At 40.6% G+C, this 14366-nt stretch carries 9 protein-coding genes; 7 read left to right on the top strand and 2 right to left on the bottom strand.

The window, feature by feature from the left end; translation table 11 throughout:
* Nucleotides 1-162 precede the first annotated feature (162 nt).
* On the bottom strand, nt 163-621 hold the full coding sequence (gene tnpA / locus QWZ08_RS13095) for an IS200/IS605 family transposase (protein ID WP_290337874.1): 459 nt from the start codon (nt 619-621) through the stop codon (nt 163-165).
* Nucleotides 622-759: 138 nt separating this feature from the next.
* Nucleotides 760-897, bottom strand: a complete 138-nt coding sequence (locus QWZ08_RS13090) for a hypothetical protein (protein WP_290337873.1) — start codon at nt 895-897, stop codon at nt 760-762.
* A gap of 33 nt (nt 898-930) precedes the next feature.
* On the opposite strand from QWZ08_RS13090, the gene QWZ08_RS13085 reads away from it, so the two are divergent.
* The 7 genes from QWZ08_RS13085 (at nt 931) to QWZ08_RS13055 (ending at nt 13983) form a co-directional block, all read left to right on the top strand.
* Nucleotides 931-3411: a hypothetical protein gene (locus QWZ08_RS13085; RefSeq protein ID WP_290337872.1), complete on the top strand. Its 2481-nt coding sequence runs from the start codon at nt 931-933 to the stop codon at nt 3409-3411.
* 219 nt (nt 3412-3630) lie between these two features.
* Complete coding sequence (locus QWZ08_RS13080; RefSeq protein WP_290337871.1) at nt 3631-6759, top strand: SusC/RagA family TonB-linked outer membrane protein; 3129 nt, start codon at nt 3631-3633, stop codon at nt 6757-6759.
* 23 nt (nt 6760-6782) lie between these two features.
* Complete coding sequence (locus QWZ08_RS13075) at nt 6783-8261, top strand: RagB/SusD family nutrient uptake outer membrane protein (protein ID WP_290337870.1); 1479 nt, start codon at nt 6783-6785, stop codon at nt 8259-8261.
* A gap of 114 nt (nt 8262-8375) precedes the next feature.
* A complete protein-coding gene (locus QWZ08_RS13070) occupies nt 8376-9707 on the top strand; it encodes a hypothetical protein (protein WP_290337869.1) in 1332 nt (443 codons plus the stop codon).
* A 97-nt stretch (nt 9708-9804) separates the two neighbouring features.
* Nucleotides 9805-10863 carry a glycoside hydrolase family 130 protein gene (locus QWZ08_RS13065; protein ID WP_290337868.1) on the top strand — a complete coding sequence of 353 codons (1059 nt, stop codon included), beginning with the start codon at nt 9805-9807 and terminating at the stop codon, nt 10861-10863.
* A complete protein-coding gene (locus QWZ08_RS13060; protein ID WP_290337867.1) occupies nt 10856-12157 on the top strand; it encodes an MFS transporter in 1302 nt (433 codons plus the stop codon). The genes QWZ08_RS13065 and QWZ08_RS13060 overlap by 8 nt, the downstream gene beginning before the upstream one ends.
* Nucleotides 12158-12255: 98 nt before the next feature.
* On the top strand, nt 12256-13983 hold the full coding sequence (locus tag QWZ08_RS13055) for a hypothetical protein (protein WP_290337866.1): 1728 nt from the start codon (nt 12256-12258) through the stop codon (nt 13981-13983).
* Nucleotides 13984-14366: the final 383 nt, after the last annotated feature.

Raw genomic sequence — 14366 nt, 5'->3', positions numbered from 1 at the left:
CTAAGTCTGATTTTGGACCTCAAGTGGATTTGCAATCAGTATTTGTAAAAACCATATTATATTTTCGGTATTTATTCGGCAGAAAAAAGAAGGCGCGGGTATCCCGTGATTTTTTTAACCTTAGTAGAAAGGAAAATATCTAATTTCTATTACCTTATTACCTTATTTTGGTCCATACTTTCCGGCAGGCTCAAGTGTCTTTTGATAGAATTTAATAAACGTTTCATACTCTTCCATAAAGCTTATTTTTCGGTGATGTTCTGGTTGATTAAGTATGTATTTACATACCTTATCAATATCAGACTTAGATACGGAAAAGGCTGAGGAAGATTCCTGCCAGGCAAACGGACTGTCACATAGCTTACTCTGGTTAATAAATTTTTGAGAACTTTCTGCGACTATTGAAGCCAGTGTTTCCTCTGATAATTTGGGGGAACGGGAAACTAAAAAATGAACATGTTCAGGATTGGCGTATATGGAATATAATTGAGAATCATTATTGTTCACTATGCCAGTAATGTATTTTTCAATTCGTTCCCGGTGTTTTTCAGCAATAACCGGTAAGCGGTGCAAAGTAGTGAAAATAAAATGTGTATATAAATTATTATACTCTATTTTCATTTTAGTCAGTAATAAGGTTAGATTCTTTTTAAAATTTACTTTCTACTAAGGTTTAAAGACCGGATCAAATATTTGCCACAATTATTTAAAATAGATTAATATGAAATTAATATTTTTTCTCTCACTTTAAAATAAAAACTAGAATGAAATTACTTCGGGATTTCCTTCCATCTTTCTTACTTTAAAAAAATCTTCAACGAAAAATCGCTGTTTTACAGCTAAAATGTAACCATAGTACAGTAAAATGTTAGCATAGTGCATAAGGGTGGCAGGCATTAAAGATAGTTTTGACTATCAATTGCTGCCTGTATGTTACAATATAAAACCAAACCTGCGTTTTTTTTACTATGCCTGTATGTATTGGTCATTCACTCTGTTGCCGTTTGTCAGCAACTGAGCCTGAAGGTTGCCGGCGATGAAAAGGCAGGATACCATGTTGATATATACAATGAAGGGCACTTGCTGGTTACCAATACAGAAGAATTCTCCTTACAGTTATTTAATAATGACCTCAGCACAACAGCCAATTTCTCCCAATGGAAAGGCAAAAGCTGGAAGGGTAACGCAAAGCAAATCACTTTATCAAGAGATGCTTACATAAAAGAATTTGATGCCAATCTGTCTGTATCCGTAACCTACCAGGTGTTGAATGATACCATCGTAAAAAAGACGATTGAGTTGATGCAGCCATCCATGCCCGGCATGTTATATATACTACAGCAAACGGCACGACCTGCAGAAACTCCCAAACGGTATACAACATTTGAGTACGATAGTTTCCCCGGCGGCTTTGTACATGAAATGTTTCCTTCAGCAGGTTTTGTTACTCCGGGTAATATGGTAGTTGGATTTTTAACAGATGCCGGGTACAAAAATCAGTACACCCGGAATACCCGCCGCAGGTTTAGCGGACGTGGCGGCGGATTTGTTGGCATGCGCCGCTTGCCGGATGTGAATCTATTTTCTGTTGCCAGTTTAACCGAGCGGGCAGCCAATAATAATTATATCAGGCAAACATTTGGAGAACTGTACAATTTAGATGCTGGTTCATCAACTATCTTAAAAGCGCCTGCAGCTTATCAAAAAGAAGGCAACGCCGAAATACAAAATCAGGATGGATTGATTTCAATTACCGGTCACGCTGGTGGCAGGGCGGGCATAGAATTTATTGCACCTTTAAAAGATCAGCAGGTTTATACCATTTCATTTTCGTGCAAAGGCAATACGCCACTGGCATTAAAACTTTTCAGGGTTAAGAACGGAGTAAAAACGATTGAACTGGAAGATGGCGTAAAATACATTGATAATTTTCCGGCAACAGAAAATGAATGGACAGTTTTTAAAGGAAGCATATTGGTGCCCTATATTGAAAATGACAGTGTGGCCATGTTCATTGGTACACAATCAGGCAAAGAATGTATACTGCAAATTAAAGACCTTCAGTTTGCAGAACAGCAACCGCAAAGAGAACCTTATAACATTCTTCCACTCGGGGAAAAAGTTACCAAGACCACTTACATTTTTACAGAACCATGGAAATCGCACCAGCAATTTATGATTGCTTCACAATCACGGTTGGCTGAAGCCAAAGGTTTTAAAGGATCGCAGATTGAGAAAATGCTGTACGCCAATTTTAATATGCTTACCTGGGTCACCGATGTAAATGACTTTGCTCCCTTTAATGTGCCCAACATGAACTATGCACCGGACATGTACAACAGGGATTCTTATTTTTCTACGGTAGCCTCTTACAACAAAGAATTAAATCTTTCCATCTGGGAGCAATGGGGTAAAACGCAGACACCCAAAGGTGGTATTGGTACCATCATCACACCATTGATGGGATCAGTAGAAGCAAAAGACAATGAAGCCACCATCGAATGGCTGATATGGGCCATGATGAACAAACGCCGCTTCGGTGTTACACTTCCGCAGGATAAAATAAAAAAGGCAGTTGATTATGTATTGAACGAATTTGACAGCAAGGGCGATGGTATATGCCGGTCGCACTTTCCTTTAAGTCAGGTAGATGTTATTGATTACAACCCAAAAACAGACCGGCTTGGAGTTAACCAGGGTATGCTGGCGATTGCATTGAGAACAATTAAGGAGTTAGGTTTTAATGTAACGGAAACGCATATACAGAAAGCTGAAAAAGCATACCGGGATTTTTATGATGTAAAACGCAAACATATTTTGTTCGACCGCAATTTTCCTGATATCATTTCTCTGACTGACCTGGAACCAGAATTCTTTTCCCTGTGGCTATTCAACAGGCCTATGCTGACAGATGAGATGGTCAAAAATCATTTGGATCTGATTCCTGTTTTAAATAAAGTAGCCAACTCTCCACATCCCGAATTGGGAACCACGGCACCCATTTGTGTGCGGGTTACAAAAGATGCAACAGGATTTGCTTATCTCAGCGGCGATTATCAACCCTTTGAAAAATTTGGTGAAGAAAACTATAGTAACGGAAAGAATGACGGCTATTATTATAACGGCGGCAGCTGGTTCAGGGCTGAATATTGTGCCTATGTAGTGGGATTAAAACATGGCTGGAAAAATGCTGTACCATTAATGGAAAACAGGGTATGGGCAGAAATTTATCTGAATCCCAAATGGCCCTTCAGCAAAGAATTTATACCAACAAAATGGACGACAACGGATAGCTGGTGGCCTTCTACAAAGGGTCTGTGCTGGAATATATTTATCCTGATGGCGGATGAAGTGGCAGGATTGCGCACACCGGCAATGGATCCTGATTATAAAAAATTAAAAGCAAAATAAATAACCATTGGTGCCTTACATCATCAGATAATATTCAACCCCAATTATTAACCGTTTAAAAAATTATTCAGGCAAACATGACAAATTAAAATACCAAAATGGCTATTCAGCCAAAGCAGGTGAGCAGAGAAAAAGATCCTGTAATGAATCAAAACGAAACTGCTAACACATGATCACATTCAAACACTTTTATTTTTTAAATATTAAAACGATGCTGGTATGAAAAAAAATCTTAAGGACATTATTCGTTCCATTCCAAAACAATTGCTTACAGGATTAAAGCTTGCAATTTGCTTTACCTGTTTGCAATTTATCCATTCTGCATCCTTTGCACAGGCAAAAGATGTTACTGTTACGGGTAAAATAAATTCCACTGCAGGCGAAGCATTGGTAGGCGTAACGGTTAAAGTAAAAAACGCCGCTACCACAACAACAACAGATGGTGCCGGTAATTTCTCCATTACTGCGCCGGACAATGCAATATTGCAGATAAGTTATGTTGGATACAAAATGCAGGAGGTATCGGTGTCTGGCAGAACTACATTGGCAGTAAGCCTGGCAACGGAGACCAATACGTTGGGTGATGTGGTGGTTGTTGGTTACAGCAGTCAGCGCAAAGGTAGTATCACAGGCGCTGTATCAACTGTAAACATGGCGGATGCAGATAAGCGCAGGGTGGCAGATGTGGCGCAGTTGTTACAGGGCCAGGTGGCTGGAGTAACGGTAACTCAAAGCACCGGTGCTCCCGGCGATGGCATCAATATTACTATCCGTGGTGTAGGAACCATTGGCAGCAGCAGCGATCCGCTTTATATTGTGGATGGGCAGCCGACTACCAGCATCTCCTTTATCAATCCTGCAGATATACAATCAATCACCGTATTGAAAGATGCCGCTGCCGCCGCAATTTATGGCGCACGGGCTTCGGGCGGTGTAATCGTTATCGTTACCAAATCAGGTAAAAAAGGAAGATCAAATCTTGATATCAGTTATTACAACGGTATTCAAAAAGTGGCCAATCTTCCAACCATGCTCAATGCTACACAGTATATGAATAAGATGGAGCAGAGCTGGAATAATTCCGGCTATTCAGGAACAAATCCTTACACAGCAGATAAATCAAGACCAGACCTTGCTAATACCAACTGGCTAAAAGAATTGTTTGTTTTGGGTAAATCACAAAACTTACAGGTTTCTGCAAGTGGTGGTTCGGATAAAGTTCAATACCTGCTCTCTGGCGGATATTACGGGCAGAACGGAATTGTAATTTATGATAACGACCAGTTCAAGCGTTTTAGTTTCAGGGCCAATGTAAATGCAAATATTACAGACCGTTTTACAATAGGTACCAACCTGCAGATATCCAACAGCGTACAGGATAAAATATCTTCCAGTGGTGATGCACCCGGAGTGATTCGTCATGCTTTTTTACGTCCGCCGGTAATTGGTGTGTTCAAAGATCCGACTGATCCTACTTACAGTGTTGCAGATCCTTACACCGACCTTCCTTTTTATTCAGCTAATGTAGCAGCAAATGGCGGTACCTGGAATGCCGGTGCAAACAAGTATGAGTTTGCTTCCAATCCACTTGCCATTGCTCATTTTACCAATGATAAACGCACCAATTTCAGAACATTTGGTAACGTGTATGCTGAACTGGCTTTGTTACAAAACAAAGAATTAAAACTGAGAAGTAACGTGGGTGTTGATTTGAACATGCTTCACAATAAAGCATTTTATAAAAACTATGGTGACAATGATGGCGGGGGTTCTTCCATTGACCAGGGAACCGGGCGTCAAAATCGCCCCAGCAATTTAAATGAAGAAAGAGGCCAGGAAACTACCATCACCTGGACGAATACCGTAAGCTATAATAAGAAAATTGACAGGCATACAATCAGCGCATTGGCAGGCAGTGAATTTATTACCAACTATGCTTCCGGTATCAGTGCATCAAGAGCAAGGTATGGTAATACAGATTCAGCATTCCAGTACATAGATTTCGGCGCTTTTCCACAGGACTTATGGAATGGCGGCAGTGCATCACAGTGGGCATTGTTCTCTTTATTTGGCTCTGTTAATTACAGTTACGATAATCGTTTTTTTGCAACGGCAAGTGCAAGACTGGATAAGTCAAGCCAGTTTGCTATCAATAATCAACAGGCGTTTTTCCCTTCTTTTTCTGCAGGCTGGAGAATATCACAGGAAAACTTCCTGCAGGATGTTAGTTGGTTATCTGACCTCAAATTAAGAGCCAGCACAGGTAAATTGGGCAACCAGTCCGGGTTGAATAATTACAACTCTTTATCTATTTATAATTCGCAGGGTACATTACTCCGTTATGGTAACCCGGATCTGAAATGGGAAACCACCACCCAGAATAATATAGGAATTGATGTAGGCTTGCTTAAAAACGCAATTACTTTTTCTGCTGAGTACTTTCAAAAGAAAACCTCTGATCTGTTGCTTCCATTGGGACTACCAAGTGTAGTGGGTGATGTAAAACCAACCATCGTAAATGCAGGAGCAGTAAGCAATAAAGGTTTTGAGTTTTCACTTGGTTATAGAAATAGCGGTCACAAATTCAGGTATGCCATTAATGCAAATCTTGCAACTGTAACCAACAACGTAGATAAGCTTGATCCAAATTTGCCCAACATTTATGGACAGGTTTCCAAGACAGAAGCCGGCCATCCGCTGAATTCTTTTTATGGATTTAAAATGACAGGTATCTATCAAAGTCAAAAAGAAATTGATGATTACCTGACAGGTTCCTCTCATGCTGATATTCACCCGGGGGATATTAAATTCCAGGACATCAATGGCGATGGTATCATCAATGATGTTGACCGTGCTTACATTGGCAATCCAAATCCAAGACTTAGTTATGGTACTAATTTGTCAGCCAGTTATCTTGGCTTCGACCTGAGTGTTTTATTTCAGGGTGTAAGCGGTGTTGAAAAATACAATGACCTTAAAAAAATCATTGACTACGATACCCGTCCGTTCAACCACACCATTGCTACACTGGGTGCATGGCATGGCGAAGGAACGAGCAACACCATCCCACGTTCCACCTTTACAGACAATGGAAGCAGCAAGGTATCCAGCATTTTTGTAGAAGACGCTTCTTACTTCAGGCTGAAGAATATTGAGCTTGGGTATACAGTAAACCTGGGCGGTAAAATAAAAACTGTTTTCCAGGATGTGCGCCTGTTTGTATCTGCTCAAAACCTGTTCACGGTAACCAAGTACACAGGGTTAGATCCGGAAGCGTACAACATGTTTGACCAGGGAACTTACCCGCAATCAAAAGCATTTTTATTTGGTATCAATGTTAAATTATAATTCATACACTAAAAATCAACAACATGAAATCAATATATAAAATACTGGCTGCTCTTGTCATCTTCTGCACAGCCGGTTGTTCAAAAGAGTTACATAAAACTCCCATTGGAATAATAACAGAAGGTATACCGCCTACGCATGAGTCGGTTATTTATTCTGTCACCTCTTCTTACCAACTTCTTTCCAGTACACTGAATATCATTGGCAACTGGGGTTGGGATGATGGTACGGTACTCCGCAATGATTTTATTATGCAGGATATTGCCTCCGGTGATATGCTGAAAAAATGGAACCCCGATGGTGACCAGGCATGGATGGACCAGTTTGCTGATTTTAGTTTTACCTCAAGCAACAGCGGTGTAAAAGGCCAGTGGAGTTATGATTATGCAGGTATTGCAAGAACCAATTTGGCCATCAGTTATTTAACAGATGCAACCTTAACAGCAAGCCTTGGTATTGACGAAACATTAAGGAAAAGTTTGTTGGGTCAGGTATATTTTTTAAGGGCTTTTTATTATTTCGACCTGGTGAATTTATACGGCGATGTGCCATTGTTAACAGCACCGTTGAAAAATTTTGCAGATGCTTACAGCGTTGCCAAAAGAGAAACAAAAGCAAATGTGTACGTGCAGATAAGCAAGGACCTGGCTGATGCGAAGTCGTTATTACCAGATGGTAAATATGCAGCTGCTGATGAAAAATGGAGGGTATCCAAAGGCGCAGTGATGGCGATGCAGGCAAAGGTTGCATTGTACAACCAGCAATGGGCAGACGTTATAACTGCTGTTAATGCAATGGAAGCATTAAACTACTACAGTTTAGACCACAACTACTTCGACAACTTCAGCGTAGCGAAAGAATTTGCAGAAAACGAAGTGGTATTTGCCTATGATCATAAGTCGTTAACAACACCAAGAACAGGCAATGGCCTGTGCGCATTGGCAGGATGGGGATTTATAGCTCCTTCTCCCAGTTTTATTGCAGCATTTGAACCCAACGATCCAAGATTGGGATTGACAGTTGATGTAGCAGGACAAAACGTATACAAATTATTTGGTGAATTAAACAGCAATAACAAGGGTAATGATGATGCTCCCAGCAACAAAATATATATCCGCTGGGCAGATGTACAATTATGGAAAGCAGAAGCCTTAAATGAAACAGGTGATTACCCGGGCGCCATTGCAATAATCAATAGCATAAGGCAGCGTGCAAGAACCAGTCCTAATGCTGACGGAACCATGCCTCCTGCAGGAACATTACCAGACAGGGATGTTACGTCTGTCAGTAAAGACCAGATCAGAACATGGTTGATTCAGGAAAGAAGGGTAGAGTTGGGTTTTGAATCACAAAGATTCAACGACCTGAAACGTTGGGGAATTGCCAAAGCTTTTTTAACAGGGTCGGGTAAAAATTTCCAGGACAAAAATTATCTCTATCCAATTCCACAGGGCGAGATCGATAAATCCGGTGGCAGCATCACACAAAATACAGGATATTAAATTATTTGGTAAACGATAGGGAGTTATTTGAAGTTTGATTCAAACATTTGAATAACTCCTTTTTTTTACTGCTATTCTCTTTGGTAGAATTACTAAAAACTTAGTGCTGCTATTATGGGTACAAATATCAAAATGAGTTGGACTGCAGTCATAGTCGCTATTTTTGTTTGCTCATCGGCCTGTAAAAAGCAGGCTGCGATTGCAGCGCCTGTTGTAGTTCCTGTGGTGCCAGCACCTGTTATAGTTTCTTCTGTTTTAAATACGGCACATCTTGAAAGATTAGCTGTGCCTGTTGTTTTTCCCAATGGTGAAAAAGCAGAAGGCATTTATATTTATGCAGATGCCCCTTCTTACAATCCTGTAGTCGCTGGCGGTGAAGGTTTTACCTGCGTAGACGATGTGGTCCGTGAAGTATTATTTTATTTGAGAAGCAGTACATTTTCCACCGATACAGTCATTCAAAATAAAGTATATGGCCTGTTGAGTTTTATTGTCAACATGCAATCTGATAATGGCTACTTCTATAATTTTTTGCAACAGGGAAATGTGATCAACAAGACGGGTATCACCAGTATCAATCAGCCTAAATGGTGGAGCTGGCGTGCTTTACAGGCGCTTACTGAAGCAGGTCCTGTTATCAAATCAAAAAATAGTTTATTGTCAGGCAGGGTAGATGCAGTAGTTGTTAAACTGATTGCTGTAATTAAAAAGGAGTTGGTAGATCTGCCACTCACTACTGTTCAGATAAATGGAATTGATGTGCCACAATGGTTACCGGAAGGTGCCGACCAGGCTGCAACATTGATCCTCGGTTTAATTCCATATTGCCAGGGAACTGAAGATGTTGTAATAAAAAATTATATCCGCAAACTAGCCAATGGAATTGTAATGACACAGTTTGGAGATGCTGCTCATTTTCCGTTTTCCTGTTTTTTAAGTTCCGGCAACAGCTGGCATGCATACGGCAGCGACCAGGCGTCTGCTATTTTTAAAGCAGGCATTTTTTTAAATGATACCAGCTATACCACCAGGGCAATGACAGAAGTAAATAATTTTTATCCCTGGTTATTAAGTAATGGATTTAAAAACGCTTTCGATGTAAGCTTTGCCAATGGAGTGTTTACGGCGGAGAATACAAAAGAATTTGAACAGATCGCTTATGGTGTTCGCCCAATGGTATTTGCCGCTATTGATGCGTATGTAGTTACCAATGATGAACGATATGCAGATATGGCGGGTCATTTAGCCGCATGGTTTCTTGGAAAAAATACGGCAGGTGCCAATATGTTCTCAGTCAGTAACGGTCGCTGTTATGATGCGATCAATACCGGTAATAGCATCAATAAAAATTCGGGAGCAGAATCAACTATTGAAGCCTTGCTGACAATGCAACGGGTAAGTAATTATCCAACAGTAAAAGCTGCAATGGACCGGTATAAATTGTAATAATAAAAAATCTGGTATTCATTATTGACTATTGACTATTCACGATTGACTATTGACCATTGACCATTCACCACCAATCACCATTTTAATTTTTTTTATGAATGATATCGTAAAACGATTCCCCGCAAACCCGTTATTATCTCCCAAAGATCTGAAGGCAAGCGCTGAAGGACTGGAAATTACCTGCCTGTTAAATCCTGGTGTATTCCGGTTTCAAAATAAAACATGGTTGATTGTAAGGGTAGCAGAAAGACCGGCACAAAAAGAGAACATTATTTCTTTTCCTGTACTCACAGAAACGGGCGGCACACAGATAATAGAAATTAAAAAAGATGACCCAGAACTGGACGCATCGGATGCAAGGGTGATCAATTATAAAGGGGTTGATTATTTAACCACCTTGTCTCACCTGCGCTTGCTTTGTTCAGATGACGGCGTACAATTTTATGAACCGGAAGGATATACACCATTGGTGGGAGAAGGAATGCTGCAAACATTCGGTATAGAAGATTGCAGGGTAGCACTACTGGAAAATATTTATTACCTCACATTTACAGCTGTATCTGGCAATGGTGTGGGGGTGGGGTTACGCACTACCGTTAACTGGAAAGATTTTACAAGTCATGGCATGATGCTGCCGCCGCATAATAAAGACTGTGCCATTTTTGAAGAAAAAATCAATGGTTTATTTTATGCTTTGCACCGGCCCAGCAGCGTGGATATCGGCGGTAATTATATCTGGATTACTTCTTCACCTGACGGAGTGCACTGGGGCAATCATCAGTGCATTATTAAAACAAGAGAAGGTGCATGGGATAGCAAAAGAGTAGGTGCCGGCGCAGCGCCCATTAAAACCGATAAAGGCTGGCTCGCAATTTATCACGGGGCAAATGAAAAACATCAATATTGTTTGGGGGCTTTTTTAATGGATACCAATGATCCGTCCAAAGTAATTGCAAGAACGGAGGAGCCGGTCATGGTGCCAACAGCGACCTATGAAACGAGTGGTTTTTTTGGCAACGTGGTGTTTACCAATGGTCATATTGTGGATGGAGATACCATCACTGTTTATTATGGTGCTGCTGATGAATTTGTTTGTGCTGCACATTTTTCTTTGAAAGAAATTCTCTCACTTTTAAAATTCAATCATGTTTAATAAACTCAAAACGGAGATCAGTCATTTTAAAAGCCAACCACGTAATTTCCAGATACTGATCTTAACCAATTTAACGTATGCATTCGTACTGCCGGTGATTGATACTTTTGTGGCGGCATACGTAATGCGCAATTCAAACGATCCGACAAAAGTGGTCATTTACCAGCTGACCGTGTACACCGGTATACCGTTGACATTCTTACTGAATGGATTTTTATTAAAACATTTTAATATCAGGAAACTTTATTCTGCAGGCATGATGCTAAGTGCAATTTCCATGATATACATGATGAGCCTGCATGATTTGGATAATGTGGGTCTTGGGGTTGCTGGTATTATCATGGGCCTGTCGTTCGGGTTTTACTGGGCCAACAGGGATGTGCTTGCCTTAGCCATTACCAATGACGGAAACAGGAATTATTATTATGGGCTGGAAACTTTTTTTTATACCATCATCGCCGTGGTTGTTCCCGTAACCATCGGCTGGTTTATAGAAACAAGAGGTGGTGCAACACATGATGATGCTTCCATCCATACAGCATACAAAGTCATCACCGGTATTGTTTTCCTGATTACAGTGATTGCTTCAATCGTTTGCTTCAGGGGCTCTTTCCCGAACCCGGAACATAAGAAGTATGTATTCTTTAAATTTCATCCTTTGTGGTACAAGCTGCTTTCTTTGGCTTTATTAAAAGGCCTTGCACAGGGATTTTTGGTAACGGCTCCGGCCATGCTCATCATGACATTACTCGGTAAAGAAGGTGCGCTGGGAACTGCACAATCTATCGGAGCCATTATTGCAGCTGTTATCATGTATGTTTTGGGAAGATTGTCTAAACCAGGTGACCGCATTAAAATATTTGCAGTGGGCCTTGGCCTGTTTGCTTTGGGGGCAGTAGTCAATGGTGCTTTATTCAGTGGACTGGGAGTGATCATTTTTATCCTGCTATTGTTGATTGCAAAACCACTCATCGATCTTGCTTATTTCCCCATTCAATTCCAGGTAATAGATATTGTGAATAAAGTTGAAAAACGTGGTGAGTACGCATACATACTCAATCATGAATGGGGATTATATGCAGGCAGGCTGATTGGAGCAGGTACCTTTTTAGCATTGGCTTATGGCATTTCAAATGAAATCGCGTTGAGGTATGCTGTTATCATTATTGCTACTTTACAATTATGCTCCATCTTTGTAGCAAAAAAAATTATAGCACAGGGCAAAATACTATCACCGGATGAACCAGGAATAGATATGAAAGCGATGGGTGAAGTAGCAGAGTCAATTGTTTAATGATTAATAAAAATGGATCAGCAGATGGAGGATTGTCTCAGTTTAATAAAAGCCTGGCAACCTTCAAAATAATACAACTCAAAAAAAATAAAGATTCAATGAAGAATAATTTGAGAAATATAGCGGTCGCACTTTTATTTATGTGCGGTACCAATTTTTTAACGGCGCAGGTAAAACAACAACAGTTACAACGGGTAGACCAGATGCCTTTTTTGCCTGCACCGTTGCAAATAATCGATTATAAAAAACTGGCGCTTCGGTTTGATAAAACGGTGTTTGACTTTAATGCCAAAGGAAAATTCTGGCCATTGGTGTGGATGGACAGCAGTAAAAAGAATTTCCCACAAAATGTCGTGGGCCTGTATACCGCTTTGGCAGATGTAAGGCAGGGCACGAATAATAAAGGCATGTTTCATGAAGCGCTGGCAACGATGGGTGCAACGCTCGGTGCCAGTTTGGTAGGCATTGACAAGACAAACCAACAAGGTCTTGATTATGTAGGCATGGTGAAAAATTATTTTAATAAAGAAACAGGCTGGAATATTATGATGAACAACACCTGTCCGGAAGTAGCGCTGCTCGGCGGTGGTTACGGTCGTGACTGGTGGTATGATGTGTATCCCAATGTGTTGTTTTATGCCATCTGCAATCAGTATCCCAACGAACCGGGCTTTACTGAAATAGCCAAAACCATTGCCGAACAATTTTATGCTGCTGATTCAATATTAAATGGCAATTACGATTATTCTTATTTTGACTACGGTAAAATGAAGCCAATGAAAAACCAGATTTGTGCCCAGCCGGATGCAGCTGCTGGTCATGCTTATGTATTGTATGCCGCATTTAAAAAGTTTGGCGACGTGAGATATTTAAAAGGTGCATTGAGTGCTTTGTCTGCATTGCAATCGCAAAAAATAAATCCTACTTATGAATTGCTGATGCCTTTCGGCGCTTACCTGGCTGCACGAATAAATGCAGAGCAGGTAAAAAATTATGACCTGGATAAAATGCTGGGCTGGAGTTTTGATGGCACGGCGGTTTGCAGGGAAGGCTGGGGCGTATTGGTTGGCAAATGGAATGGCATTGATATATCAGGTATTGTTGGCAGCACGGTGGATCATGGCGGGTATGGTTTTTTGATGAACACCTACGATGCTGCCTGGCCGCTTGTTCCCATGGTCCGGTACAATCAGTCTTATGCTGTTGCCATTGGTAAATGGATGTTGAATGCGGCCAACGCCGCCCGGTTTTTTTACCCGCAATACATGCCGGATGATCATGAAACCATTCCACAACTGGCATCGGTTACCAAAGGCGTGATTGGATATGAAGGGATGATCAAACAATCATCCTATAAACAACATGAAAACTTAAAAGGCCCGGTAGCACAGGGTGATGGCCCGTTATGGGTTCTTGGGAAGAATCCGGAGGAATCACAATTCAGTGTGTATGGAAGTGGCCATGCAGGAATTTTTGGCAGCATTATCCGTACAACAAATATTAACGGTGTGCTGCAATTAAATTTACTGGCTACCGATTTTTATCATGATAAGGCTTACCCTTCTTTTTTATATTACAATCCATATACCACTACTAAAACAGTTGTGATGACAACGACGGGCAATAAAAAAGTTGATTTGTACAATACCGTTACCGGTAAATTCATTGCAAAAAATGTTGCTTCATCTGCTTCAATACAACTGCCGCCACAAAATGCTGCGGTCATCATTTGTGTTCCTGCTGGCGGTAAGATAACTTATGACGGCACTAAAATGGTGGTGAATGGGATTGTGGTTGATTATATGTTTACTAAACGAACCCGTTGACATGATTTGTTCAAAGGTTGGGTTGGTTTCACTTTGTTATACCAACAGGTAATGCAGGCTATTCAGCAGAAAATCTTAAGGAATGTGTTGCAGCCGGAGTAAAATCTGCAGGGACAGGGCGCTCGCCATCGTGGTTACTGGCGTAAAAATAAAAGAGATAATTTGTTCGAATCCGTTTACACCGGATTGATTTAGTTCGAAAATGTTATCTTTTAAATCTCACTACTTAAGAGCGTAAGAAAGAATGGTCTATGAAGTTCGGATTTCGTCACCTTAATAGTAAGCATATGTTATCAGTTAATGATCTATTTTTCGGACACATTTCGGACATATTTCCTTTCACACCATTTTTGATTGCCATTATGGTAAATTTCCTAATGAAT

The sequence above is a fragment of the Ferruginibacter paludis genome, from assembly GCF_030409685.1.
Lineage (GTDB): Bacteria > Bacteroidota > Bacteroidia > Chitinophagales > Chitinophagaceae > Ferruginibacter > Ferruginibacter paludis.
The sequence above is the reverse complement of the archived record's forward strand: the minus strand, read 5'-3'. Positions and strand labels throughout refer to the sequence as shown.

Bases quoted from the DNA above. Each gene is read 5' to 3' on its own strand.
- QWZ08_RS13090 (WP_290337873.1), bottom strand. From the start codon at position 897: ATGCCTGCCACCCTTATGCACTATGCTAACATTTTACTGTACTATGGT.
- QWZ08_RS13060 (WP_290337867.1), top strand. From the start codon at position 10,856: ATGTTTAATAAACTCAAAACGGAGATCAGTCATTTTAAAAGCCAACCA.
- QWZ08_RS13075 (WP_290337870.1), top strand. From the start codon at position 6,783: ATGAAATCAATATATAAAATACTGGCTGCTCTTGTCATCTTCTGCACA.
- QWZ08_RS13065 (WP_290337868.1), top strand. From the start codon at position 9,805: ATGAATGATATCGTAAAACGATTCCCCGCAAACCCGTTATTATCTCCC.
- QWZ08_RS13055 (WP_290337866.1), top strand. From the start codon at position 12,256: ATGAAGAATAATTTGAGAAATATAGCGGTCGCACTTTTATTTATGTGC.
- tnpA (WP_290337874.1), bottom strand. From the start codon at position 621: ATGAAAATAGAGTATAATAATTTATATACACATTTTATTTTCACTACT.
- QWZ08_RS13080 (WP_290337871.1), top strand. From the start codon at position 3,631: ATGAAAAAAAATCTTAAGGACATTATTCGTTCCATTCCAAAACAATTG.
- QWZ08_RS13070 (WP_290337869.1), top strand. From the start codon at position 8,376: ATGGGTACAAATATCAAAATGAGTTGGACTGCAGTCATAGTCGCTATT.
- QWZ08_RS13085 (WP_290337872.1), top strand. From the start codon at position 931: ATGTTACAATATAAAACCAAACCTGCGTTTTTTTTACTATGCCTGTAT.